Origin of the sequence: Aureimonas mangrovi (assembly GCF_014058705.1) — a bacterium.
In the GTDB taxonomy this organism is placed as follows: domain Bacteria; phylum Pseudomonadota; class Alphaproteobacteria; order Rhizobiales; family Rhizobiaceae; genus Aureimonas; species Aureimonas mangrovi.
Window position 1 is genome coordinate 1,010,713 of sequence record NZ_CP059692.1, and the last position, 25,545, is coordinate 1,036,257.

21 protein-coding genes are annotated in these 25,545 nt (G+C 67.1%); 10 read left to right on the plus strand and 11 right to left on the minus strand.

What is annotated here, in order from left to right:
* Positions 1-67: 67 nt before the first annotated feature.
* Genes H1343_RS04735 through H1343_RS04745 form a run of 3 tightly spaced genes read right to left on the minus strand, consistent with a single transcriptional unit; the run spans position 68 to position 4,128 of the window.
* Positions 68-1,198, minus strand: coding sequence for a glycosyltransferase (locus H1343_RS04735; protein WP_185984777.1), 1,131 nt, complete (start codon positions 1,196-1,198; stop codon positions 68-70).
* Between the two features lie 18 nt (positions 1,199-1,216).
* A complete protein-coding gene (locus H1343_RS04740) occupies positions 1,217-2,080 on the minus strand; it encodes a glycosyltransferase family 2 protein (protein WP_185984778.1) in 864 nt (287 codons plus the stop codon).
* Positions 2,062-4,128 carry an HAD-IIB family hydrolase gene (locus H1343_RS04745; RefSeq protein ID WP_185985490.1) on the minus strand — a complete coding sequence of 689 codons (2,067 nt, stop codon included), beginning with the start codon at positions 4,126-4,128 and terminating at the stop codon, positions 2,062-2,064. The genes H1343_RS04740 and H1343_RS04745 overlap by 19 nt, the downstream gene beginning before the upstream one ends.
* A 37-nt stretch (positions 4,129-4,165) precedes the next feature.
* On the opposite strand from H1343_RS04745, the gene H1343_RS04750 reads away from it, so the two are divergent.
* On the plus strand, positions 4,166-5,233 hold the full coding sequence (locus H1343_RS04750) for a glycosyltransferase family 4 protein (RefSeq protein WP_185984779.1): 1,068 nt from the start codon (positions 4,166-4,168) through the stop codon (positions 5,231-5,233).
* Complete coding sequence (locus H1343_RS04755) at positions 5,233-6,411, plus strand: glycosyltransferase family 4 protein (RefSeq protein WP_185984780.1); 1,179 nt, start codon at positions 5,233-5,235, stop codon at positions 6,409-6,411. The genes H1343_RS04750 and H1343_RS04755 overlap by 1 nt, the downstream gene beginning before the upstream one ends.
* On the opposite strand, the gene H1343_RS04760 is transcribed toward H1343_RS04755, so the two are convergent.
* The gene (locus tag H1343_RS04760) at positions 6,399-7,337 is read right to left on the minus strand and encodes a glycosyltransferase family protein (RefSeq protein WP_246333330.1); all 939 of its coding nucleotides are present in this window, start codon (positions 7,335-7,337) and stop codon (positions 6,399-6,401) included. The two genes, H1343_RS04755 and H1343_RS04760, sit on opposite strands and share 13 nt — an antisense overlap.
* 38 nt (positions 7,338-7,375) lie before the next feature.
* Entirely contained in the window at positions 7,376-8,032 is a 657-nt protein-coding gene (locus H1343_RS04765) for a hypothetical protein (protein ID WP_185984782.1), read from the minus strand.
* Between the two features lie 124 nt (positions 8,033-8,156).
* On the opposite strand from H1343_RS04765, the gene H1343_RS04770 reads away from it, so the two are divergent.
* The 4 genes from H1343_RS04770 (at position 8,157) to H1343_RS04785 (ending at position 14,699) form a co-directional block, all read left to right on the plus strand.
* The gene (locus H1343_RS04770; protein ID WP_246333338.1) at positions 8,157-8,768 is read left to right on the plus strand and encodes a glycosyltransferase family 29 protein; all 612 of its coding nucleotides are present in this window, start codon (positions 8,157-8,159) and stop codon (positions 8,766-8,768) included.
* Between the two features lie 131 nt (positions 8,769-8,899).
* Positions 8,900-9,895: an acyl-CoA/acyl-ACP dehydrogenase gene (locus H1343_RS04775; RefSeq protein ID WP_185984784.1), complete on the plus strand. Its 996-nt coding sequence runs from the start codon at positions 8,900-8,902 to the stop codon at positions 9,893-9,895.
* A 23-nt stretch (positions 9,896-9,918) separates the two neighbouring features.
* Complete coding sequence (locus H1343_RS04780; protein WP_185984785.1) at positions 9,919-11,274, plus strand: bifunctional PIG-L family deacetylase/class I SAM-dependent methyltransferase; 1,356 nt, start codon at positions 9,919-9,921, stop codon at positions 11,272-11,274.
* 1,400 nt (positions 11,275-12,674) lie between these two features.
* A complete protein-coding gene (locus H1343_RS04785; protein WP_210270083.1) occupies positions 12,675-14,699 on the plus strand; it encodes a putative bifunctional diguanylate cyclase/phosphodiesterase in 2,025 nt (674 codons plus the stop codon).
* A gap of 78 nt (positions 14,700-14,777) precedes the next feature.
* On the opposite strand, the gene cydX is transcribed toward H1343_RS04785, so the two are convergent.
* The 3 genes from cydX to H1343_RS04800 are packed head-to-tail and all read right to left on the minus strand — an operon-like array spanning position 14,778 to position 17,707.
* Positions 14,778-14,933 carry a cytochrome bd-I oxidase subunit CydX gene (cydX, locus tag H1343_RS04790; RefSeq protein WP_185984787.1) on the minus strand — a complete coding sequence of 52 codons (156 nt, stop codon included), beginning with the start codon at positions 14,931-14,933 and terminating at the stop codon, positions 14,778-14,780.
* A gap of 14 nt (positions 14,934-14,947) precedes the next feature.
* Positions 14,948-16,096 (minus strand): cytochrome d ubiquinol oxidase subunit II, encoded by a 1,149-nt coding sequence (cydB, locus tag H1343_RS04795; RefSeq protein ID WP_185984788.1) that lies wholly within the window; start codon positions 16,094-16,096, stop codon positions 14,948-14,950.
* A 24-nt stretch (positions 16,097-16,120) separates the two neighbouring features.
* Complete coding sequence (locus tag H1343_RS04800) at positions 16,121-17,707, minus strand: cytochrome ubiquinol oxidase subunit I (RefSeq protein WP_185984789.1); 1,587 nt, start codon at positions 17,705-17,707, stop codon at positions 16,121-16,123.
* A 150-nt stretch (positions 17,708-17,857) separates the two neighbouring features.
* Between H1343_RS04800 and cydD the strand changes: the two genes are divergently transcribed.
* Positions 17,858-19,618 carry a thiol reductant ABC exporter subunit CydD gene (gene cydD / locus H1343_RS04805; RefSeq protein WP_185984790.1) on the plus strand — a complete coding sequence of 587 codons (1,761 nt, stop codon included), beginning with the start codon at positions 17,858-17,860 and terminating at the stop codon, positions 19,616-19,618.
* Complete coding sequence (cydC, locus tag H1343_RS04810) at positions 19,615-21,276, plus strand: thiol reductant ABC exporter subunit CydC (RefSeq protein WP_185984791.1); 1,662 nt, start codon at positions 19,615-19,617, stop codon at positions 21,274-21,276. Before cydD ends, cydC begins: the two co-directional genes overlap by 4 nt.
* A 10-nt stretch (positions 21,277-21,286) precedes the next feature.
* On the opposite strand, the gene H1343_RS04815 is transcribed toward cydC, so the two are convergent.
* The 3 genes from H1343_RS04815 to H1343_RS04825 form a co-directional block, all read right to left on the minus strand.
* Entirely contained in the window at positions 21,287-21,667 is a 381-nt protein-coding gene (locus H1343_RS04815; RefSeq protein WP_185984792.1) for a response regulator, read from the minus strand.
* 107 nt (positions 21,668-21,774) lie between these two features.
* Entirely contained in the window at positions 21,775-22,392 is a 618-nt protein-coding gene (gene fixJ, locus H1343_RS04820) for a response regulator FixJ (RefSeq protein WP_185984793.1), read from the minus strand.
* Complete coding sequence (locus H1343_RS04825) at positions 22,389-23,897, minus strand: sensor histidine kinase (RefSeq protein WP_246333340.1); 1,509 nt, start codon at positions 23,895-23,897, stop codon at positions 22,389-22,391. The genes fixJ and H1343_RS04825 overlap by 4 nt, the downstream gene beginning before the upstream one ends.
* Before the next feature lie 98 nt (positions 23,898-23,995).
* Between H1343_RS04825 and H1343_RS04830 the strand changes: the two genes are divergently transcribed.
* Both H1343_RS04830 and H1343_RS04835 read left to right on the plus strand, forming a co-directional pair.
* Complete coding sequence (locus tag H1343_RS04830) at positions 23,996-24,664, plus strand: helix-turn-helix domain-containing protein (RefSeq protein WP_185984794.1); 669 nt, start codon at positions 23,996-23,998, stop codon at positions 24,662-24,664.
* A 54-nt stretch (positions 24,665-24,718) separates the two neighbouring features.
* Entirely contained in the window at positions 24,719-25,543 is an 825-nt protein-coding gene (locus H1343_RS04835) for a universal stress protein (protein WP_185984795.1), read from the plus strand.
* Positions 25,544-25,545: the final 2 nt, after the last annotated feature.

Genomic DNA, 25,545 nt, shown 5'->3' on the forward strand with positions numbered 1-25,545 from the left:
CTCCATGACGCGTTCGTCCGCCGTAAGCGCGACATCGCCTCAACGGACCTGTCGATGCGGATGAAACCTAGACTGCGCGCAGCGTCGGGCGGGAGATCGCGGCGCCCTCCCACAGCTCGTCGTTCAGTCGCTCGAGCCAGCCGGCGCCCGCCTCCGCTGCCGCCGGCGAATGGAGGGAAGCGAGAACCGATGGGTCGAGCCGTTCCGCTTCGGCCAGCAGAGATTGCCATCCTGCGAAGTCACCCGGCCAAGCGGAAGCGCTGACGGCTGCGTTCAGCGCGACGAGCGCATCCGCCTTGCGGTGCTGCTCGGCGAAGTATCGCCATTCGGGCATGACGACGAGCCGGCCGCCGAGCCGGGCAACCTCGTGAACGGTGTTGTCACCGGCCGACGCGACCACGATATCGGCCGCCGCGAGATGGTCGGTGACGTTGTCGACCCATCCGAGTTCGCGCAGGTTCGCGAAATCCGTTTCATGGCCCTCTCGCAAGGTGGGGCCGAGCACGAGCCAGAGCGCATCGGGTACAGCGCGGGCGGCAACCGTCAGCGGCGCGTAGGGGGTGCCTGCTCCTCCGCCGCCCGTCAAAGTCACGACGATCCTGCGGTCGGGGTCGAGGCCGAGCTTGCGCCGGGCGGCAAGCTTTTCGGGCACCGGGTCCCGCGTCGTGCAGAGCCCCCCGGTGTAGAAAGTCCTGGCGCGGAGATAGTCGGGATAGTCGGCCTGCTCCAACCGTTCGTCGAAGGGGGCGAGCATCCCGACACTGGCCTCGTAGGAGCCGATATGGCCGATGTCCGAGCGATCCCCATGCATGCGGATCTGCACCGCCGGAACGCTGGCCGCGCGAGACAGAAGCGTGATCTCGGCCGAGACGTCCACAACGAACAGGCCGGCCTGCCGGTCGTCCAGATGATCGAGGATGGTGCGCATGGTGCGACGCATCTCGGCCACGCCGAGCGGAACGCAGTGCATGACCTGCGGGGTCGGCTCCGCGAAAAGTCGCTCGGTGGGCACGGCCGCGCCGATCATGTCGGGCAGCGGAACGATCTCGATGTCGCGCGCGAAACCCTCGAAGAGCTGTGGCCCCGCAGTCAAAACGGACACGGGGCGGTCTGGCGCCATGCGCTCGATCAGCGCCATGGCGCGGTTGGCGTGCCCGCGGCCCTGATGGTGGACGAAGAAGGCGATCGGCTTTTTCATCATGTCGTTCCGACGCTGTCAGGAGAAGAGGACATCGCTCGTACGGGCTGAGGCGAGGATTTCTGCGTGTGTCGGTCGCCGTCGGACCTCGATCTCCGGTGAATCCTCGCTCCAGCCGATCAGCCCGGCATCGCGGAACTGGCCAAGCCAGTAGTCCATGCACCAGCGCCCATGACGCTCATGGAAGAGCGCGGCGTTGCGTAGGATGTGATCGAACTGGTGAAGCGGCGGAACGTGGACGACGTGGTGCTGGTGGTAGGCGCGCGCGCCGCCCGTCCAGAAGGCGCCGACGCCCGCCGCCTTCACGCGCGCGGCGAAGTCCGTCTCCTCGCCGCCGTAACCGAAGAAGGCCTCGTCCATTCCGCCGAGCGTGCGCCATCGTTCTGCGCGAAGGGCGAAGGAAAGGCCCCAGAGCTGCCCGGTATCCGGTTCGGGAGCGATCCCCTTGGCGGGCACCGGCGGTTTTGAAGGGTGGACGCGGCCGATCTTGTCGAGATGCCTGAAGTCCAGTGCGGCGTCGACGCCGCCTGCCGGCAGATAGAGAACCTCGCCGAGGAAGAGGGCGTCGGCCCGGTCGAGTGCATCGGCATAGGACGCCACGAGCGTCGGCGAGGGGATGCAGTCGACGTCGAGGAAGATCAGACCATCTGCCTGCGCGAGCTCCGCTGCCCGGTTGCGCGCCGCGGCCAGCGGCATGGGCTCGCCGGGAACGGTGACATGACGGACCGCGCACCCGGCGGCCGGGAGATCGGGTTCGGGCTCCTCCTGCATCCAGGCGATCACCAGTTCGGATGGTGCGATCGTCTGCTGGGCGAGGCCTTCGATGAGATTGCGCAGATGCGCGGCACGCCCGCGCACGAGGGTCAGGACGCTGGTTTGCATGCGTTTCGCGCCAGCGCCTGAAAGTGACGCACGCCTTCGATGATCCCCTCGGCATGAGTACGGCGCGATACGTAGGAGTGCTTCAGATCGGGCAGGTTCGGCAGCCCGTCGGAATGGTTAGCGACGATGATCGCCTGCGGGATCGTGCGCAACATCTCGATGTCGTTGCCGCTGTCGCCCGCCACGTAAACGGCGCTCTCGGCAAGGCCGTAATGCCGCCTGACGTGATCGACCGCAGTGCCCTTCGAGGCGCGCAGAGGCAGGATGTCGAGGTAGCGGCCATGGCTGTGGATCACCGATGCCCGCACGCCGGCGCGCTCCAGCCGCTCGCGCACCAGGCGCACGGTGTCCGGCCTACCGTCGGAGAAGTAGGAGAGCTTGAATGCGCGTTGTTCTAGCGGAGCCTGGGGGCGGATGCAGGACAGTCCTTCGAGCGCGTCTTGCGCCCTGTCGCGCTCCCACGCGCGCGCAACGATGGCGCGCCAGCGATCGTCCGCCGTATAGGTCACGCCGCTGCGGTCGAGATGATAGACCTCAGATCCGACAGACGTGATCATGACCTGTGGCCGAGGCGCGTTCTCCTGCTCGAGGATCGCCATCGCGCTATGAAAGGACCGGCCGGTCGCGACGCCGAAGGCAAGGTCGTCCTGCTTGCGGCGCCAATCTCCGAAGATGCGGATGCCTTCGAGGCAGCCGACGAGTGTGTTGTCGATGTCGCTGATGAGAAGTCGGCGCGGTGTGGCCACGCTTCGTGCCGGTGATAGCACGTCACGAACGAGTTCGTCGTAGCGCTCGGCGTGCCGACGCCAGTCATAGGCGGCGGCGACCCGCGCTCCGCTCTTCGACAAACGCTTGCGCAGATGCGCATCCGACAGGATGCGCAGGATCGCCTCCGTGATCGCGCTGTGATCGTGCGGATCGACCAGGAGTCCGTTTCCGCATGTCTCGACAATGTCGTTCGGGCCACCGCTGTCCGTCGCAACGATCGGCAGGCCGGCAGCCGATGCTTCCAGCAGCGTCAGTCCGAACGGCTCGTTGAGAGCGGGGTTGACGAAGATGCCGCCGCGTTCGCGTGCGTAGGCGTAATAGGCCGGGACATCCTGTGGATCGTGATGCTTGGGGTAGGCGACGGTCCCGTAGAGATCGTATCGATCGATCAGAAGGAGAAGCTCGCGCATGGTCTCGGCCATATCGCCGTCCAGATCGGCGATATCGGCGCGGTTGCCCGCGACGATCACGAGATTGGCGCGCTTGCGAAGCGCGGGGTTTTCACCGAACGCCTTGACCAGAGCCGCAAGGTTCTTGCGCGGAACAGGGCGCGCGATCGCGAGAACCACAGGTTTGTCCGGAACCAGAAGGAAACGGGCGAGCTCGGCGTCGACCGAGGGACTGGGTTCTGCGTTCGCATAGGCTTCGAGATCGCTGCCCGGGGGCAAGATCCGGATGCGACCGGCATCGTAACCGAGATATGAGGCATACTGCACTTCGGCCTCGTCCCTCGAGGAGGCGATCAGAAGACTCGCTTCGCGCAACGCGGTCTCTTCGGCCTCGATCCGTTCCGCCATTCCATGGCATTCACGCCCCGAAGCGCGAAGCGCCTCCTCCTTCACGCGGCCCAGCGAGTGGGCGGTGAAGAAGAAAGGGATGCCAAGCCGTTCCTTGACGATCGCCGCGACACGCGCTGCGTCCGCATAGTGGGCGTGGATCAGATCGGGTCGCCCCTCGGCCTCGATGAAGGCCATGAGGTTTTCGGCAAAGCTCTCCACCTCCCGGTGCATCGCTTCCTTCGGCAGGTAGTGCGGGTCGGCAGAAGCGATGCGCACGATCTCGACACCGGGCATGACGGTCTCGCGAGGTGTCTCGTAGGTTTTGCCGAATCCGTCGAAACAGCGGGTCGCGATGACGGCCCGCGACATCGCATCGCGTCCGGCAATGGCGCGTGTCAGATCGAGAAGGTATCGGATATGTCCGCCGGTGTCGGCCGTAAGCCCGTACTCGACATCAACGCCCTTCAGGCACCCTTGCAGTGCGATATGCAGAACGAACACGCAAGACCCCTCACGCTTTACTCGGACAGGAGTGCGGATGCCGCTCTCGCACACACACAGCGCTCCGTTGCGGGTCGCCCAGATCGCGCCAAGCATCTTCCCCGTCCCGCCGACCGATCATGGCGGCACGGAGCGTGTGGTTCATGACCTGTGCACCGCCTTGCTGCGTGCAGGGGTTGATGTAACGCTGTTCGCCCCCTCGGACAGTGCGACAAATGTGTTTCGGATCGGCGCGCTGCCGAGCCTCGCGGCCCTAGAGAAGGAGCACGGCACGGTTCCACCCGGAGTCCCAGGTGTTCTCGATGCCGTTCGCATGGAGGAACTTCGGATCCGGCTGGCCGACTTCGACATCGTCCACTCGCACGGCGAGTTCTTCCATGCCGCGCTTCTCGGCGAAGGACGGCGTCGTTCGCTGACGACCATCCACTGGCGGGTCGACCAACTCGATCGCCGTCTCTTCTTCGAGGCGTTTCCCGACCTCCCCGTCGCCGCGATCTCGCAGGCGCAGGCTGCGATGCTCCCGGAGGCGAACAGGGCCGGAGTGGTGCATCACGGCATCGACGCGCAGCGATACCGACTGTCGGAGGAGCCTGGCGCATACCTTGCCTTCATCGGACGGATGACCGACCAGAAGCGCCCGGATGCCGCCATCCGCGTCGCGCGTGCCGCGGGTCTGCCCATTCGCCTCGCGGGCACGGTCGACGTCGGCAATCCCGGTTACTTCGACGAGCGGGTGCGCCCGCTTCTCGGGCCCGATGCGAGCTATCTCGGGCCGCTCGGCGACGCCGCCAAGCAGACGCTGCTCGGCGGAGCGCGCGCGCTCCTGTTCCCGATCGACTGGCCGGAGCCCTTCGGTCTGGTGATGATTGAAGCGATGGCCTGTGGTACCCCGGTGATCGCCTGGCGGCGCGGATCGGTCCCAGAGGTCGTGGAGGAGGGCGTCACGGGATTCATCGTGGAGACCGAGGCCGAGGCGGTGGATGCGATCGCGCGCCTTCATACGCTCGATCGGCCCACGATCCGGCAGCGCTTCGAGCAGCGGTTCACCGCAGACCGGATGGCCGCCGGCTACATCGCGATATACCGAAGGCTGCTGGAGGCGTGATGCGCACCGCGCTTCTGGCCTGGGACTATCCGCCCGCACCAAGCGGGCTGTCGGTCGCCGCGCGAGAGATCGCTGAAAGCCTTGCGCAGGCTGGGTGCGACGTGACCGTCTTCACGCTGGACAGGCATGGCGAGGAGCGTGTCGGCGGCGTGCGGATCGTCGGTTGCGACATCCCTGCCGGCACCGTGCTCGCTCGCCTTCGCCTCTATGGGGCCGTCGGCCATCTCGCCGCGCCGATCGCCTTCCGCCGTGCCGTGCTACGCGAGCATTCGCGCCTGCCCTTCGCCGTCGTGGAAGCGACGAACTGGTACGCGCCGGCCTCCCTTCTCGTCGGGGCGGGGCTGACCGTCGTGACGCGGAACTCGACACCGGCAGCCTTCACCCGTGGCCGCGCGCAGACGATGCGCGACCGGCTGGATGGCTGGGCGGCCGACACGCTGGAGCGCCGTCAGGCGCGCGGCAGCGCGGCGCTGATCTCCAACACCGCGGACCATGCCGCGAAGATGGCCGCGCTCTACGAGCTGGCGGCGGACGTGCCGCATGCGGTGGCCGGGCTCTCGTTGGCGCCTGAGTTCGTGGCGCGCGCCCGCGACGCCAGCTATCCCCTCGCGGGGCCGGCGCAACTCCTGTTCGTCGGGCGCGCGGAGGCTCGTAAAGGCTTCGACGCGCTGCTGGACGCCATCGTGCTTCTGGCCGGCGAGTGCGAAGCCGGTGCGCTGCCCTCGTTCGATCTGCGCCTTCTCGGGGTGCCGCCCGAAGATCTGCCGCGCGACCTGCCGGGCGAAGCGCGCTCGCGCATCGTCGCTCTCGGTCGCCGTCCCGACGACGCCTTGCAGGCCGAGTACGAGGCTGCCCACATCGTGGTCGCGCCATCGCGATACGAGAGCTTCGGTCTCGTCTACCAGGAGGCGCTCGCATACGGGCGGGCCACCGTCGCCAGCGCCGAGGATGCGAGCGCGCGCGCCTTCGTGGGCGAGAGCGGCGGCGGGGTGCTGGCCGCCAAGACCAGTGCTCAAGCCATCGCAGAGGTCCTGCGTCCGCTGATCCATTCTCATGACGCGCGTCTTTGCGCGCGTAAGGGCGCTCTGCGCGCGGCGGGTCGCTTCACGCGCGAGAGCCTCGCCGAGATGACACTGGCGCTCTACCGAACCGCCATCGCTCGCAGTCAGTCACGATAGGGACGCAGGAGAGCCTCCACTTCCTCAAGCCGTCCGTTGCCCGGTGACAGCGTCTCGTAGCGCTGCGACCGGGAGGCGACATGGGCGCGGGACAGGTGATGGTCGATCGCTCCGTGAAGCGAGATCGTGCTCTGCTGCCAGCTTCGCTCCGGGCGCTCGTGGACCGGGCCCGCGAAGCGGACCTCGCGGCGGTTGAGACGGTATTGCACGTCCGGGAAAACGTCGGAGCGGCTTCCATCGACGAGATTGTTGCGCGGCAGGCCGATCGAGAGGAGGCCATCCTCCTCGCCCATCCGCGCAAGCGCGGGCAGAAGGCTGGCGGCCCCATCGGGCAGGGTCTCGTCCGCATCGAGCTGCATGACCCACGCGCTCCTTGCGAGACCTTGCAGCGCGTTGCGCTGCGCGGCGAAGTCGCCGGCGAGCGGGCGGTGGGCGATCCGCACGGCGCCGGGCGCGAAGCCTGCCACCGCAGTGGCACAGGATGAACGCGACGCTCCGTCGGCGAGCACCACGACATCGCTGGCCCAGCCAGCGTGCGGCGGGAGCGCCCTGAGGACTGCGTCGATCTCGTCTTCGCGACAGATCAGGCCGAGCGTCACCGGGCGCTGCCCCACAAACGGGCGAGACGTTCCGCGGGCGGCAGCGGCGCCGTGCGGGCGAAGCATTTCGTGGCGTTCGTCCTTGTGCGGAACGTACCGCCTGGAAACGGCCGTCGCGGCGATGCGAGCCGTATAGGCGTCCATTCCGAACGGAGACCGGTCGAAGCACGCCCAGTCGCCGCCCTCGAGCAGTTTGCGCATAAGCGCACGCGCCTCGCGATCGAAGGCATCGCCCTCGATCACCAGTCCGCACGAGGCGCAGGCGAGCTCGAAATCACGCGTCCGTCCGCTCGGATCGGCCAGCGTGCGATCCGTCGGCTCCAGCATCCGTGCCCGGCACAAAGGGCATCGCGCGGGCGAGTTGATCATGCGGGCTCGAGTGCCTCGCGCCAGATGCGCCCGATTGGGCCGCTCGCGGTTTCCGGCTTGGCGTCGCCGATGAACACCACGACGGGGCCTGGAGCGGATTTGGATGGATCGTAGAAGTCGACGAGACCGGGGTGCAGGCGCTGCAGGAAGGGCGGGACCCTGTCTTCACGACGCAGCAGATGGTCCACCACCACCTGATCGCCGTGCACGGCATTGGGCACGCGGCCGCACGAGCCGGGCTTCATCCAGCGTTGCGGATCGGCGGCGAAGGTCTCGTATACGGAGGAAAGTTCGTCACCGTCCCAGCGTAAGAGCGCGGTCGACAGCCTGCCCTTCAGAAAATGGTCTTCCATCGCGGCCAAGCCCGGCTCAGCCAGCGCGTCCGCATTGCCGGTAAAGACGTTGTCGAGGTCGCACAGGACCGCTGTACCCGAGACGAGGCCAGGGCGGAACGCTTCCATCTTCGACCACCACCCCGGCCAGTCGTGACGGAGGGGAACGCGCTCGATGCGCTCGCCCGTGACGGCGACGTCGCTCAGGCAAAGCACGCGCTCGAAGCGGCTCGAGTGCCGGAACAGCCCGTTGGCCAGCCGTTCCACCCAATGAGCGGCGTAGCGGCCGCCGCCTCTCAGGACCGTCACCAGCGTCGTCATGCATTCATCCTTGCCGGAGACGATCGGCCTGGCGCCGCTTGCGTCGATTTGCGCATGGTAGTGCGGTGCAACGCGCAGGAAAGGACGGCGTTACGCCGACCCGACTTCGATGAAGGACACTGCGTTGAACCATCAAAGCACGCCGGTCGAAACGGTCGCCATCGTCGGCAATGCGCCGGAGATCGGCGATCATTCCGCTGAAATCGATGCCTGCCAAAGGGTCGTGCGCTTCAACAACGCGGCCGGATTCGGCGACAAGGCGGGCAAGCGTGTGACCGATCTCGCGCTCGTCAACCGTGGTGGACAGCCGCGGGAATGGGTGGAGCGGGATCGTCTGCGCGGACTTGTCGCGCTGTCGGACGCGCGTGAGGTGATCTTTCCGTTTCCCGCGCTCCTCGACGGACCGGCGGGCGTATGCTGGACGCGGGAGATGACATTGGCGCTCGCCCCGTTCAGCCTGCGTCCGCGCTTGCTGGACGAGGCGCTTCATCGGGACGCGAGGATGACGCTGCGCGATTTCGGCGCCATGGGGCGGCTCGACCCGAGCTCCGGCTTTCTCGTCACCTTCGATCTTCTGCGGCGGATGCCTCATGCACGCGTGCGCGCGTTCGGTTTCGGGTTCGCCGGCTGGCCTGGTCATCCGTGGGCGGCCGAACGCCGGTGGTTCGAGCAGCAGCATCTGCGAGGTCGGCTCGATCTCGTGCCGCTCGCGACGTCGGCGGCTTCCAGCGATTGAAAGCGTGCGTTCGCGGTCCAGATGCTTGGTCGTATCCACTCGAGGAGGACAGACAGCTGCTTCAACGCACGATCACCGACGCACTGGCTCGTCTTGTCGCCTCGCGGGACGATACCGACCTTGCGCCCTTCGTGGACGCGCTTCGCGAGTTCGGACATCTGACGCGGTACGTGGTGGCGTCGGACGAGGGTGGCCTGCGATACGAAGCGCCTTCGGCCGAGGTGCTGCGTGATCTCTGCGAAATTGGCGGAGCGGACCTGGCCACGGCCCGCGTGTTCGAAGGTCATCTCAACGCTCTTCAACTCATCGCTCTCTACGGGACGAACGATCAGCAGCGCCGCGTGCGCGAGGCAGTGTCGGATGGCGCGTTGCTGGGTGTCTGGGGAGCCGATGGCACGCCGCCGCTCACCTGCTCGGGACATGGCACGCTGGCGGGTGTCAAGCGCTACGCGTCGGGGGTCGGCGTCGTCTCGCTCGCCATCGTCGCGTTCACGGATGGCGAGGGCGCTCTCCATCTTCTGCTCATGCCGGTGGATGATCAGGAGCGCGTGAGCCTCATGGACTGGGATCATCGCGGCATGCGGCGCTCGCGTTCGGGCCAGTATGACTTCACCGGGCTGTCCGTCGGACGAGAGCACCGCCTGGGCGCCCCCGACGACTATCGCCGGGAGCCGTATTTCGTGGGCGGCATCTGGCGATGCTGCGCGGCCCAGCTCGGGGCGATCGAAGCGCTCGTCACCGCGCTCGTCGACGATCTGACCGCAAGCGGACGAGACGCGCATCCGCTCCAGATGGCGCGGATCGGCGAGGCGATCCTGACGGCGCGCACGTGTCGATTGTGGGTGGAGGATGCGGCCTGCCGCGTCGAGGCGTCAGCGGCGGCGGGGGCGCCTCCGGCGGAGATCGAGCAGGCCGTTTCACTTGCGGCCTATGCCCGGCTCGCGACCGAAAAAGCGGCGATGAGCGTGATCGAACTGTGTGAGCGGGCGCTCGGCCTCAGCATGTTCGCCGGTGCCCACCCGGCCGAAGCGCTGTCTCGCGATCTCGCCGTCTATATCCGGCAGGCCAATCCGGATGCGGTGCTCCTGCAGCATGGGCGGGTCCTGATGCGGGACTTCGCCCGGTGACGGTGGGGCGGTGGCGAGAGCGAATGGCGTCGGCACCCGTCGCCGGCGCTGCCCGCCTTGTCGGCGAGGGCGGCCTGGTGATCCTCTCGCCGCACCCGGACGACGAAACCATCGGATGCTCGACCTTCATTCGCGAGGCCGGGCGGTCGCGACGGCCGCTCGGCATCGTCGCCATGACGGACGGGGAGGGTTCGCATCGCTCCTCACGAACCTTCGATGCGAAGAGGCTGGGGGCCATCAGGGCACGCGAGCAGGAGGCCGCGGTGCGCGCACTGGGCTGCGACCATGCACGCTACCTGCGGCTTGCCCTGCCGGACGGCGCCTCCGGGCGTAGCGCAGGTTTTTCCACGGCCATCGACGAGGTGGCTGCATTCTGCGTCGAACTCGGTGCGACGGCGTTGGCCGCTCCCCATCCCGATGATCCGCATCCGGACCATCATGCCGCCGCGGCCATGGCCTCGGCTCTTCGCGGCCGCATGCCTCGACTTCGCATTATCTTCTACGAAGTCTGGATCCGCCGTCTGGACGCAGAGGATGGCTGGAGGGAGGACGCGCTGACGCCCTTCCGTCTTCGCACCGACCCGCGTGCCAAGAGGACGGCGATCGACGAGCATGCGAGCCAGCTCGGACGGGTCGTGGACGACGATCCCGACGGGTTCGCGCTACCGGCGTGGTTCATCGACGACGCCTGCGGACCATTCGAGCCCTGCTCCTGGCTGGCTCTTCCCGGCACCGGCCCAGGTGCCGAGCACTTCGCCGAGCTCTACGCGGAAGGCGGTGACCCCTGGCATGTGCGCTCGTCCGCCTACGAGCTCGAAAAGCGCGAGGCGGCTGTGAACCTGCTCGGGGAGCGGCGCTATCCTCGAATGCTGGAGGCTGGATGTGGGGAAGGGCATCTGACGGCGGCCCTCCTGCAGGCCGGTATCACAGCGCAGGCCATCGGCTTCGATCGTGAGCCGCTGATCGTCGATCGGGCGAACGCGATGGGGTGGGGTTCGAGCGCCCGTTTCGTCACCGGCACGATGCCAGATGCCATGCCGGCCGGCGGCTACGATCTCATCGTCTTCTCCGAAGTCCTCTACTTTCTCGGCGAGGCGGAACTCACGCAACTCGCCGCGCAGGTTCGGGACCTTCTCAATCCGGGCGGGTCGGTGCTCGCCGTGTGCTATCGTGGCCGGACGGATACGCCTCTCAGCGGTCGCGACGCGCTCGATTTCTTCGCGGCGGCCCTCGGCGACGAGTTCGTCACCGAAGCGGTTCACGAGACGCGCGACTATCGAATGGAGCTCCTCGAGCTTCGTCCAGCGCCAGACGCAGGGCCGGAATCAGTCGCCGAAGATCGGAAAGGCGCAACCTCGTCCGGCGGAGACGCGGGCTGAGATCCTCGGCCTCCTGCCATGCGAGCGGGCCGCCCTGCGCAGCAAGCCGCGCGGCATCCGCTGGGTCGAGGGTGAGCGCGCCGAGCGCCTCCGAGCGCCCCTGCCGTGACGGAGCGCCGAGATATGCGGCCCTCGCCCGTAAGCGCAGGACCAGGGCGTCGGCCGGCTCGAGAAGTTCGTCGACGACAGGATCCTCTTCCAGCCGATCGCGCGCGAGCTCGTCGGCCAGCCCACCGCGTGCGCGTCCGTCGAGGCGGCAGGATGTGTGCACTATGGGCTCGTCCGCATAGCGGATGCGCATGCCGAGAGCTTCGCAGCGCCGTCGCAGCGCCCGATCCTCGCCGGAGGGTGGCGTCGGCAACGGTCCGGCTTTCCTGTAGGCTCCCGCCGCGATCGCAAAATTTGCGCCGCCGATATTGCCGTGGTTCGGCCAGGGATTGTCGGGGTCCGGGCAGAGGAGCGCCGCGATCTCGCGCGAGGTTTGGCGATATTCCCGGACAAGCGCCTGGCTCGCCGGATCGGCCGCAGGCAGCAGAGAGGCCTCCTCCGGAAGAAAGCCGATCCGTCCGCAGACGAGGTCGAAGCCGCGAGCAAGGTCTGCCGCGTAGGCGGCGCGCAGCCCGGGGAGCACGACCGTATCGGCGTCCGTCGAAAAGAGAGAGGCGCATGGCGCCGCGTCCGCGGCGACATCGAACGCCAGGCGACGCGCGAGAGGCGCTGTGCCGAGCCCCTCGCGGAAATGACAGTCCACGAGAAGCCAGGGCCGCTGCCACCCGCTCATGACGCGAAGGGCAATCTGCGTGGTCGCATCCCGGCAGCCATTGGCGACAAGCACCACGCCATCGCTGCGATCGAGGTCGGCATCGAGCGCGGAAAGGCTGCGGGCGATGTGAGCTTCTTCGTTCCGGGCGGGTATGCACGCGACGAAGGAGCAGCCGATGAGTTCGCCCGCGTCTCCGAAAGCCTTCAGATCTGGATGAAGTGACGCTTGCAGAGGCTGCCCTTCGCAGGGATCGGAAACTTTCACCGGCAAACCCGCGTCGAGGTTTCGGTGAGAGTTGTCCGTCCGAAAGCCATGCTAGCCATCCCTATCAAAGGCAGTAACGTCAAGATCAGCTTGCCCGCCCCTTTCGATAAGGCCGGGGCAACTCGACGTCCACCGACGAGAGCCCGGCGCACGTCTTGAACCTGAGGAGTTCACGTACCCTGCTATGTGTCAGATTGGCGCATGTCTGAAACGGGCGGGCCTTCTTGATGGAAACATAAGGATGCTGCCGTAGTCCATTTCCCTACGGAAGGTGGTCGTTGCCGTCCGCGAGTTGATGCCGCCTGGGGGCAACGTGAACCAAACCGCCTTGCATCTCGCCGCGCCCGAGCCGCGCGATGTAGCGCTTCAAAACATGGCGACGGGTGTCATCGTCGTCGACGCCGGCGGTGATATCATGCTGTGCAACGCCGCCATTCCGCGCCTGTTCCGAATTTCATCGGCATCCGTTCCGATCGGCATGCCCTTCCATGGATTCCTGCGTGCGCTGGCGCCTGTGGTGGGGTGGGACGAAGCACGCACAGTGCGGATCATCGACAATCATCGCCTCTGGATGACGCGGTCCGAACCAACGGCGGTGCGGCATCACTTCGACAACGGTTCGGTGCTGTCCATCGTCTGCCGACCATTGGCTGATGGCGGAGCGGTCCTGACCTATGACGACGTGACCGAAGCTGTCGTGCATGCCCGTGAAAGCCGAAAACACGAAACGCGGGCGGAGGACTCCGAACGTTCGTTTCGGCTTCTGGTGAAGGGCATCACCGACTACGCGATCTACATGCTCAACCCGGACGGTACAGTCGCCAACTGGAACGCCGGTGCTCAGCGCGCGAAAGGCTATACCGAGGACGAGATCGTCGGCAGACACTATCGTGTCTTCTATGACGTAGCCGATCAAGCGGCCGGGGTGCCGGATCGCAATCTGGCGACGGCGCTCCGCGAAGGCCGCTTCGAGGACGAGGGTCCGCGATACCGCAAGGACGGCACTTCGTTTCTGGCGCACGTCGTGATCGATCCGATCTTCGAGGAAGACGGATCACTTCTTGGCTTCGCGAAGATCACGCGCGATAGAACCGAACATTTCCACAATGCCGAGCGTATCGCGCACATGGCAAGGCACGACGCTTTGACAGGCCTGCCGAACCGCGTCCAGTTCGTCGAGCGACTGGACGACGCGATCGGCGCGCTGGCCGGCGCAGGCGGGAAGGTCGCGCTCGTGAACATTGATCTCGACGGCTTCAAGCAGATCAACGACACCCATGGCCATGCCGTCGGCGACACCGTGCTCAAGACGCTCGCACAACGTATGACCGCCGATCTTCGCGAAGGCGAGATCATTGGCCGCTTCGGTGGTGACGAGTTCGTAGCGCTCAAGTCGTACCGGCACGCCGGCGAATTGGAAGCGTTCATCGCGCGGACGCAGGGCGCGCTCTCGGAGTCCATCGACCTTCAGCACTGCAACCTCGTCCTGGGAGCGAGCTTCGGTGTTGCGAACTTCCCGGCCGACGCTGACAGCCGTGAGAAGCTGATGAGCAATGCGGATTTGGCAATGTACCGCGCCAAGGCCGCGCTGATCGAGAAGGTATGTTTCTACGAGGCGTCGATGGACGAGGCCGAGCGCGAGAAGCGCAAGCTTGCTGCCGACCTCTGGCGGGCACTCGAACATGGCGATCAGTTCTATCTCGACTACCAGGAGCAGCGCAGCGTCTCCGGGCAGGAGATCATCGGATACGAGGCGCTTCTGCGCTGGCGTCATCCAGAACGAGGGCTCATCTCGCCTGTACGCTTCATTCCGATTGCCGAAAGCTGCGGCGCGATCGTCGCCCTCGGAGACTGGGTTCTGGAAACCGCGTGCCGCGAAGCGGCCCGCCGCGGTCTTACCCGCATCGCCGTGAATTTGTCGCCGCTTCAGCTCGGCAATGTGTCACTCATCGGCAAAGTGCGCGAGACGTTGACGCGGACCGGCCTTGCTCCACACTGCCTCGAGCTCGAGATCACCGAGACGGCCGTCATTAACGACCGTGAGCGCGCGCTTCACATTCTTCGCCAGATCAAGGCCATGGGCGTCGCGATCGCCATCGACGACTTCGGCACCGGCTTTTCGTCGCTCGAGACCCTGCGTCTGTTTCCCTTCGACCGCATCAAGCTCGATCGCTCCTTCACCACGGACCTCGAACATGACGGTAAGGCGCAGGCTTTCGTCAAAGCGATCCTGATGCTTGGCGCCAGCCTCCAGATGGCGGTCCTAGCGGAGGGCGTCGAGCGAGAAACCCAGATGGCGTTTCTCGCCGGCGCGGGCTGCGGAGAAGTCCAGGGCTTCCTGTTCGGACGACCTCGCAGCCTCGAACATCTCACCATCCAGGCGGAAAGCTGCGGTTGACCGCGACGTTCGCGGGTTCTGCACGTCGCAGTCGAGAATCGGTTTGAAGAGCTTTCGGACCGCAGCCGGCGCAGGAAGCTATGCGTCGCTGCCCGGCACGTGTGTTTCTCCCGCGCCGGGGGGCAGCGGCAGCGCGGACAGGCGCCGATCCTCCTTCATCTCGAACCACATGGCGTTGAGGATGGCGAAGGTGCAGGCGAGGCCGACGCCGAGAACCCAGGAGAAGTACCACATCGCGTTAAGCTCCTTCAGTAGGCGTTGGGATTGCGGCCGATGGATTCGGCCGTCACCGGGCCGCTCATCACGCGGTAGACCCAGGCGGTGTAGAGAAGGATCAGCGGCAGGAAGATCACCGTCGAGACGAGCATGATGAACAGCGTCAGATGGCTCGACGACGCGTCCCAGACGGTGAGGCTGATCGCGGGGTTCAGCGAGGACGGCAGGAGGAACGGGAAGAGCGCGAGGCCCGAGGTGGCGATGATGCCGACGATCGAAAGGGAAGAGCCCGCGAGCGCCGTTTTCCAGCGATTGCCCTTCAACCCGAGGAAGGCGAGCGCGGCGCCAACAAGTCCCAGCACCGGCGCTGCGATCGTCCACGGATAGGCCGTGTAGTTGGCAAGCCAGGCCCCCGTCTCAACCGCCACGGTCTTGCCCAGCGGGTTCGACGGAAGGCCGGTGTCCTGCAGGCTGGTAACGACGTAGCCGTCCATCCCGAAGGCCACCCAAAGGCCGCCAAGGGCAAAGAGGACGAGGGTGGCCAGGGCCGCCCCCATGCCGTAGCGCCGCGAGCGCGCGGCGACCGGTCCCGTGGTGCGCGCTATGATCACCGCCGCGCCGTGCATGATCACCATCGACACCGACACGAGCCCGGCCAGAAGCGCGAAAGGCGTGAGCAGCCCGAAGAAGGAGCCGGCGTAGGACGGGCGCAGTGAGGCATCGAGCCCGAAGGGTACGCCAAGGAGGACGTTGCCGACCGCCACGCCGAAGATCAGCGCCGGCACGAAGCCGCCGATGAAGAGGGCCCAGTCCCACGTCGCGCGCCAGCGCGGGTCCGAGACCTTGCCGCGGAACTTGAAGCCGACTGGGCGAAGGATGAGCGCGAGCAGGATCACGATCATCGCCAGGTAGAAGCCGGAGAAGCTCGCCGCATAGAGCGCCGGCCAGGCCGCGAAGATCGCGCCGCCGCCGAGGATCAGCCAGACCTGATTGCCTTCCCAGGTCGGGCCGACGAGGTTGACGAGAAGGCGGCGCTCCTCGTCGGTGCGCGCCGCGAAGGGTAGGAGCGTGCCGACACCCAGATCGTAGCCGTCGGTGAGGGCGAAGCCGATGAGGAGGATGCCGAGCAGCGCCCACCAGATCAGCCGCATGGTTTCATAGTCGAGAGGGATCGTGGTCATGATCGGGTTTCCCTGGCGGAGCGTTCAGTGGCGGTCGGGCGCGGCGGCCGCGCCCTGCGGCACGTGCGCGCCGCCGGTGAAGCCGTCGATGAGCTGGTTGGTCCTGGAGGGGCCGGCCTTGATGACCTTCAGCATCAGGATCACCATGATCACGGCGAGCACCGAGTAGAGCGTCGTGAAGAAGCCGAGGCTGATCGCAAGGCTCGTCACTGAGAGGTCGGACGCGGCGTAGAAGGTCGGCAGCACGCCCTCCACGGCCCAGGGCTGGCGTCCGTACTCGGCCACGAACCAGCCGGACTGGATGGCGATCCAGGGGAGCGGCAGGCTCCACAGCCCCACGTGGAGGAAACGGCGATCCTCACCCAGCCGGTGCTTGGACGCGAGGAAGAAGCTCCAGGCGAAGAACACGATCAGGTAGAAGCCGATCGCCACCATGATCCGGAAGGTCCAGAAGAGCGGCGCGATGCCTGGCACGGTGTCGAAGGCCGCCTGGGTGATCTCCTCCTGCGTCGCGTTCTCGACGTCGTCGCGGTAGCGCTTGAGAAGCAGCGCGTAGCCGAGGTCGCCCCAGTTCTGCGCGAAGGTCTCGCGCGCTGCCTCGTTGCCCGCGTCGGCGCGGATCTCCTGCAGCGCACCGTAGGCGACGAGGCCGTTCTGGATGCGCGTTCCCGCCAGTTCCACGAGGTCGAGGATGCCGGGGATCTCACCGTCGAGCGAGCGCGTGGCGATGAGCCCGAGCGCGTAAGGAACGTGGACGACGTAGGAGTTCTCGCGGTCGCCTGGAATGGCGAACAGGTTGAAGCCGGCGGGCGCGGCCTCCGTCTCCCACATGGCCTCGATCGCGGCGAGCTTCATCTTCTGGTGCTCGGTCGCCGCATAGCCGCTCTCATCGCCGAGGACGACGACGGACAGGGCGGAGGCCAGGCCGAAGGAGGCTGCCACCGCCATGGAGCGCTTGGCGAGATCGGTGTGGCGACCGCGCAGGAGGAACCAGGCGCTGATCGACATCACGAACATCGCGCCCGTGACGTAGCCGGCGGAAACCGTGTGCACGAACTTGGCCTGCGCCACCGGGTTGAAGATCACGGCGGCAAAATCGGTGATCTCCATGCGCATCGTGTCGGGGTTGAACACCGAGCCGACCGGGTTCTGCATCCACCCGTTGGCGATCAGGATCCACAGGGCCGAAAGGTTGGCGCCGAGCGCCACGAGCCAGGTGACGATCAGGTGCCCAACGGCCGACAGCCGGTCCCAGCCGAAGAAGAACAGGCCGATGAAGGTGGCTTCGAGGAAGAAGGCCATCAGGCCCTCGATCGCCAGCGGCGCTCCGAAGATGTCGCCGACATAGTGCGAGTAGTAGGCCCAGTTCATGCCGAACTGGAACTCCATCACAATGCCCGTAGCCACGCCCATGGCGAAGTTGATGCCGAAGAGCGTACCCCAGAACAGCGTCATGCGGCGCCAGATCTCGCGGCCCGTCATCACGTAGACGCTCTCCATGATCGCCATCATGAAGGAGAGTCCGAGCGTCAGGGGCACGAAGAGGAAATGATACATCGCCGTCGCCGCGAATTGCAGCCGCGACAGTTCGACGACCGTCATGTCGACCATGGGTCAGTCCGCCCTTTGGTGAGAGGCCGATTCCGGCCGGGTACGGGCAAGGCTTAAGACCCGCCCGTTCCGGCGGCTTTGATCTCGATCAAGGGCCCGGCGACTTGCGCCCGCTACCACTTCGCGGGAAACACAAGTGGGACGAGGCGCATGAGCGGCAGGGTCGGACAATCGCGCGAGGAGGCTCGGCGCCAGCGCCGCTTCCTGAAGGGACTGAGGCGCGACGGCGGCGCGCCGCTCCTTGTCGCGCTCGTCCTCCCGCTCCTGTCGGGCGGGCTTCTGGTCGCGCAGGCGGGCGTGCTCGCGACGGTTCTGAACGCTGTGATCGCGGAAGGCACCGCCCTCGCGGAACTCTCGCGCCTCCTGTTCCTTCTGGCAGGGCTCGTCGCCGCTCGCGCGGTGCTGGCCTTCGCGGGAGAGCGCGCCGGCATCGGCGCTGCGGAGCGCATCAAGGAGCACCTGCGGGCACGATTGTTCGCGCGCATGCTCGCCCACAATCCGGACTGGACCGCGAGCCGCTCATCCGGCGCACTCTCCAGCGCGATGGTCGATCAGACGGAAGCGCTCGACGGCTTCTTCGCCCGCTTCCTGCCCGCCGCAGTCCAGGCTGCGTTCCTGCCGATCGCCTTCGCAGCGGCGGTGATGCCTGTCGATGTCGTGGTCGGGCTCCTGTTCCTCCTGACCGCGCCGATGATTCCGCTCTTCATGGCGCTCGTCGGCTGGGGCGCGGAAGGCGCGGCGAACGCACAGGCGCGCGCGCTTTCGCGACTTTCAGGATACTTCGCCGACCGATTGCGCGGGCTTTCGACGCTGAAGCTCTTCGGGCGGGCCGAAGCGGAGGCCGAGGCGATGCGCACCACCGGCGAGGAGCTGCGCGCGCGCACGATGCGGGTCTTGCGGATCGCCTTCCTTTCCTCGGCGGTGCTGGAGTTCTTTGCCGCGCTCGGCGTGGCGGGCGTCGCGCTCTATGTCGGCCTGTCCTATCTGGAGATGATCGACCTCCGTTTCGGCTCAGAGCTGACGCTGACGGCCGGCCTCTTTTGCCTTCTGATGGCGCCGGAGGTGTATCACCCGCTCCGCCTCATGGCCGCGCATTACCACGACCGCGCCGGCGCGATGTCCGCGGCCGCGGAGATCGAGGCGGCGTTCGGCGAGGAGACGCCGTTCCCGCACACGCCGTCGGCGGTTCGCACGCTGCCGGCTGGCGCGCTCGCAGTGGAGGTGCACGGGCTTGCGCTCGAAACGCCGGGCGGCCGGCGATCCATCCTGCGCGACAGCGACCTGAACTTGCGAACCGGCGAGCATGTCGCGCTGCTCGGCGCCAGCGGCTCGGGCAAGACGACGCTTCTGGAAGCCTGCGCGGCGCTTCGCAGTCTTGCGGGCGGAGAGATCCGCATCGGCGGCGCTGCACTCGGCGACATCCCGGAGGACGAGCTGCGCGAGCGGGTCGCATTGATCGGCCAGCGACCCCGGCTCTTCCACGGCACGATCGCCGAGAACATCGCGCTTGGCCTTCCGCACGCATCCGAGCAGGCGGTCAGCGAGGCCGCTCGTGCGGCGCTCGTCACCGATTTCGCCGACCAGCTTCCGCTCGGGCTTCATACGCCCGTGGGCGAGGGCGGCTTCGGCCTGTCGGGAGGCGAGGGGCATCGGATCGGCCTTGCGCGGCTCTATCTGCGCGATCCGTCGGTGATCCTTCTCGACGAGCCGACGGCCCATCTCGATGGGGAGAACGAACAACTCGTTCTCGACGCGCTTCTTCGCTTCGCGCGCGGCCGCACGCTTCTGGTCGCGACCCATTCGGCCGCGCTCGCCACCCGCATGGATCGCACGGTGCGCCTCTCGGCGGGCCGGTTGCTCGTACCCGCCAATGCGGCCTCCACCGCTGCGGCAACGGAAGATGCCGCATGAACGCGCTGCTCGCCTTCCATCCGCTCTTTCGCCGCCACGCACGCGCTTTCGCGGCGACGCTGGCGCTCTCGCTGGTCACGCTGGCCGCGGGCGTGACGCTGCTCGGCGTCTCGGGCTGGTTCCTGACCGGCGCATTTCTCGCCACCGCCCTCCTGTCCTTCAACCTCTTCGCGCCCTCGGCGGCCGTGCGAGGGCTCTCGCTCCTCCGCGTCCTGTCGCGCTACGGCGAGAAACTCGTCGGACACGACGCCACCTTGCGCATTCTCGCGGACATCCGGGCCTGGCTCTTCGGGGTGCTTCTTCCGCAAGGGCTGCGAAGGGGCGAGGGCCTGCGTCACGGCGATCTCGTCTCGCGGCTCACCGCCGACGTCGATGCCCTCGACATCGTCTTTATTACAGCGATCGGACCACTGGCGACTGCGGTCGCGGTGGGCTTCGGCGTATCGCTCCTGCTCTGGTTTCTGTTGCCGGCCGCTAGCTTTTTCTACGTCCTGGCCTTCCTGGGCGCCGCGATCCTCGTTCCGCTTCTCCTTGTCCTGTCGACGCGCCGCCTCGGGGCGCGGATCGTAGCGGCCGCCGCCGCCTTGCGCATTGCGACGCTCGACGGGATCGAGGGGCACGGCGACCTGCGCGGGCTCGGTGCCGCTAATGTCGCCCTGGAACGGCATGCGGAAGCCGCAGCAACACTCAGCACCCTCCGCCGCCGGATGGGCACCCGCGCGAGCCTTGCCGCCAGCGCGGTTCAGCTTCTCACGGGCGCAGCGCTTCTCGGCGTTCTCGTTCCCGGCATCCAAGCCGTACAGGCTGGCACGCTCGCCGGCCCGGTGCTGGCCGGCCTCGCGCTGGCGGTGATCGGGTCCTTCGAAACGAGTGCGCTGACGGTGAAGAGCGTCGCCAAGCTCGGGGCGGCGATCGCGGCCGCTAAGCGTCTTCGCGAGATCGCAGACACCCCCTCCCTCGTGGCCGATCCGGCCGCGCCGGTCGCCTTGGCCAGCGGTGGCGATCTTGTGCTTCACGACGTCTCCTTCCGCTACCGCGATGGCCGGCCGGTGCTCGACGGTGTCACGCTGGCGGTCGCCTCCGGCGAACGGATCGCCATCCAAGGTCCGAGCGGAGGCGGCAAGTCGACGCTGCTCGCCCTTCTCCTGCGCCTCGCCGACCCGACCGCCGGCTCGATCGCGATCGCGGGCGCCGATCTGCGAGCCGTTACGCAGAGCGAACTCCACCGTCGCATCGCGCTTCTGGAGCAGAACGCGCCGGTCTTCATGGGAACGGTGCGCGACAATCTCCTCGTCGCGCGCGCAGACGCCACCGACGCCGAGCTCTGGATGGTGCTGGAGAAGTCGCGGCTGGCGGACACCGTTCGCCGGCTTGCGGCGGGTCTCGATACGGAACTCGGCGAAGCCGGGCGCACGCTGTCGGCGGGCGAGGGCCGGCGGTTGTGTCTGGCCCGCACGCTTCTGTCGCCTGCCTCGATCCTCGTTCTCGACGAGCCGGCAAGCGGCCTCGACCGCGATACCGAGCTTGCCTTCCTTCAGGACCTGGCCGGGGCGTGCGCAGGGCGCACGGTGATCCTCGCGACCCACGCCGAGCTTCCGGCGGGCGTGGCGGATCGCCGCTTCCTGATGCGGAACGGTCGCCTTTCGCCGGCGACCTGAGCCCGAAGCGTCAATGGTTTCCGGCGAGCCGTTTCAACTCGTTCACGAAGCGATTTCCCAGAAGCGGTTTTTCCACCAGCACCACGTCCATGGCTTGCGCGCGCCGACGCTCGGCCGGCTTGGGACAGGTCGTGATCAGGATCGCGGGGGTCGGGCTGCGCGCCTGCAGAAGCTCGATGAGGTTCAGACCGTCGCAATCGGGCAGCCTCAGATCGACCACCAGGCAGTCACATCCCTGACGGCCCCGATGGCCGAGCGCCGCTCCCCCGCTCGGGAAGGAGACGACGAGGAAGCCCTCCAGTTCGAGCACGAATTCCAGCGAACGGCGCACCGCCGCGTCGTCCTCGACGACGAAGATGGTCGGCCTTCGGGGTTCGGCGGATAGGATCATGCGCGGTGGACCGGCGCGGGAGTGCGGAAGGAGCATCAGACACCGATCAGCACCGCTGCGCCTTGATCGACGTCAAACCCGTGCCCTGTGACATCGTCAGCGGGCTGTCAGCCCGGCAGGACTCCGGCCTTCAGCGCGAGACGGACGAGTTCGGGAAGGGAGCGCACCCGCATCTTCGTCATGACGTTGGCGCGATAGATTTCCACTGTCCGGGCGCTGATCTGCAGGTCGAAGGCGATCTGCTTGTTGGCGTGCCCTTCCACGAGACCGTTCAGAACCTCACGCTCGCGCGACGTGAGCGTCTCGACGCGCGCCTGAATCTCGCTGCGCTCCTCGTCGGATCGGTGCAATCCTTCCTCGCTGTCGAGCGCGGCGGTGACGGACGCCAGAAGCGCGTCGTCGTCGAAAGGCTTCTCGATGAAGTCCGCAGCCCCTTCGCGCATCGCCTCCACCGCCAATGGTACGTCGCCATGACCGGTCATTACGATCACCGGCAGCGGCACCTCATGCGCTTTGAGGCGCTTGAGGAGATCGATGCCCGACATCTGCGGCATGCGCACGTCGGTCACGACGCAGCCGCGCAACGGCTCCGCGAGCGCGGCCAGAAAGGCCGGCGCAGAGGCGTAGGTCGCGACCGGCAGGCCCGCCGTGTCGATCAGGAACGCCAGCGAATCGCGCACGCCCGCGTCGTCGTCGATGATGTGAACCTTCGGCTCGGTGGTCATCCCCTCAACTCCTGGCTGGAAACGCCCGGGACGGTGAAGCGGAAGATCGTTCCACCTCCGGGGTTCTCTTCGCACCAGATACGGCCCCCATGCGCCTCGACGATGGTGCGCGAGATCGAAAGCCCGACGCCCATTCCCTCGCTTTTGGTGGACACGAAAGGCTGGAACAGGCGTTCGGCAACGGCGGGATCGACGCCCGGCCCCGTGTCCGACACGGCGATGCGCACCATGCCATCCTCGGCGCTCTCGATGCGGATGCCGAGCGCGCGCCGCTCCGCGTCCGCCATTGCGTCCACGGCGTTGCGTATGAGGTTGAGAAGCACCTGCTGGATCTGCACGCGGTTGACCAGGACGTGTTCGGGGGCCTCGCAGCGCATCTCGATGCGGATGCCCTTTTCGCGTGCGCCGACGAGCGCGAGCGCGCTCGCTTCCTCGACCAGCTTGGACAGACTTTCGATCTTCTTCTCCACGTCCCCTCGCGTGACGAAGTCGCGCAGGCGTCGGATGATCTCGCCCGCGCGCAGCGCCTGCTCGCCGGCCCGCTCGAGCGCCGCGCGCAGCCGGATCGCCGCCTCCTCGTCCGCCGGCCGGTCGAGAAGCCGGCGCGAGCCTTTCAGATAATTGGCGATCGCAGAGAGCGGCTGATTCAACTCGTGCGCAAGCGTGGAGGCCATCTCGCCCATGGCCGAGAGACGGGAGATGTGAACGAGTTCGCCCTGCAGGTCCTGCAGGCGGCTCTCGGCCTCCTGGCGCTCGGTCAGGTCGCGGATGAAGCCGGTGTAGAAGGGCTCGCGCGTACCTTGCATCTCGCCGACGGCCAGCTCCATCGGAAAAATGGAGCCGTCGCGCCGCTGGCCGACGACCACGCGTCCCGTGCCGATAATGCGCCGCTCCCCGGTGCGCTCGTAGCGCTCGATGTAGCCGTCGTGGTCCCGTCTGTAGGGCTGCGGCATCAGAATCGATACGTTCTGCCCGAGCGCCTCGTTCGCACTCCACCCGAACAGCTTCTCCGCGGCCTTGGAGAAGGAGCGCATGATCCCGTCGCGGTCGATGACGATCATCGCGTCGGGCACCGTGTCGAGGATCGACTGGAGATGGGCCTCACGGCGCGCGAGATCGGTTGCAGCCGCCGCAGCCAGACCGCGCGTGCGGTGAAGCCAGGCTCCGAAGAGGCAGATCGAGAGGCCGACGAGCGCGAAGGTGACCGTCGAGCCGAGATGCTGGGGCAGGCCGTGCGCATGGCCGAGAAGGGGCGGTGCGACGAAAAGCGAAAGGATGGTGGCTGCCGCCCCGGACCCCGCGCCGGCGATCGCCACCGCCGCGATGACCGCCGGCACGAAGAGGAGGAAGGGCTGGTCGTCGGAAAAATAAGCTTTCGTCAGGAGCCGAAGGCCTGCCGCGGCGCCGACGGCAGCGACCGCCACGAACACGCCGAACAGGACGGTGCGCAGCGAACGCCTTGGCGACGAAGAGGCGTGAGGGGTTCGGTCGGCGGGAGGTTTCAAGACTTAGGTAGTTCTCCTTACGGACATCCTCTGAATGTCGCCGCGCGCCAAGTCATCGTAGGCCTTCGGGAGCTTCAATCCCAGAAGGGACCGGGCCAATGCAAGCGCCCTGTACGATCGAATTTCCCGGCGTCTACACCGCAAGCGCCTGTCCGCGCTTCGCGATCCGGTCGATTGAGGACCTCTTCGCCACCCATGGACGCTCTTTTCCGGTCGGCCGCGGTGCCAGCCTCTATGCGGAGGAGACGGCGGCCGACCAAGTCTACCTCATCGTCGCAGGCTGCGTGCGCGTCGGCCGCTACGAGGCGGACGGCAAGCGTCAGATCAACGCCTTTCATTTCGCCGGCGAGATGTTCGGCTTCGAGCCTGGGCGCCGGCATCGCTTCTTCGCCGAGGCGGTGAGCGCCTGCGAACTGACCGTCCTTCCACGCGCCACGCTCCAGAATCTTGCCGCCCTCGACGGTGCCCTTGCGCGCCGCCTTTGGGGCCACGCCGAGGACGAGCTCCAGCGCGCGCAGGAGCACATGCTCCTCTGCCGTCAGGCCGCCGTGTCTCGCGTCCTTCATTTCATCGAAGGGGTCGCCGAACGGCTAGGCGACCCCTTCGAGGTCGAGCTGCCGATGAGCCGTCAGGACATGGCCGACCATCTCGGCCTGACCATCGAGACCGTGTCGCGCGCCATGACATGCCTTTCCGCCAACGGCGAGACGAGCACCACGGGCGCGCGTCGCGTCCGGCTGCGCCGCCCTCACCAACTCGCCGCCTGAACTTTCCGCCCAACGATCCGGAGCTCTCTGATGCCGCACGCTTACCGAAATATCATGCTGACGCTTCTCCCGGAGGCCCAGGAGCGCACCGTCCCGAGCCCGGCAACGAACTTCGCGGTGGCCCTCGGGTCAGCCTTCGGCGGCGCCGTGACGATCGATTTCCTGGCGCCCAAGCCCGCCTGGATCCCCTACAGCCTTCTGACCGACATGCCGCTCGACCTTCTGGCCCGTGAGGAGAGGCGACTGGAAGAGCAGGCGCGGGCGAGCCTCGACTTCGCTGCCGAGGCTGCCGCCGCGGCCGGGCTCGAACGGGAGACGAACCTCATAACGCTCGACTTCCTTGCACTTGTCGGCCGCGCGGCCCTGCGAGCGCGCCTGCAGGATGTGATCGTGATGGACGCTCACGGCTCGGCGCTGCGCGACGAGATCGAGATCGTCGAGGCGCTGATCTTCCGCACGGCACGCCCGCTCATCCGCGTGCCTGCAGGCCATGGCCGCGCTCTGCCGCGAAAGATCGTTGTGGCCTGGGATGGCTCCGTCCCGGCCGCGCGTGCAGCCCGCGAAGCCTTGCCTCTGCTCCAGGCGGCCGAAACGGTGGAGATCGTTACGGTTCAAGGCGAGAAGGACGTTTCCGATATCGCGCCCGGCGAGAAGCTCGCCGTCTATCTGTCGCGCCACGACGTGCGTGCGACCCAGACCTGCCTGACGGCCGCGCGCCGCGACGTCGCGCAGGCTCTGCGCGAGCACGCCGAGGGAAGTGGAGCTGGCATGATCGTCATGGGCGCCTACGCCCATTCGCGCCTTGCACAGGCGTTCCTCGGCGGCGTCACGTCCTCACTCCTGCGCGACACGCCCGTGCCGCTTCTCCTGGCGCACTGAAG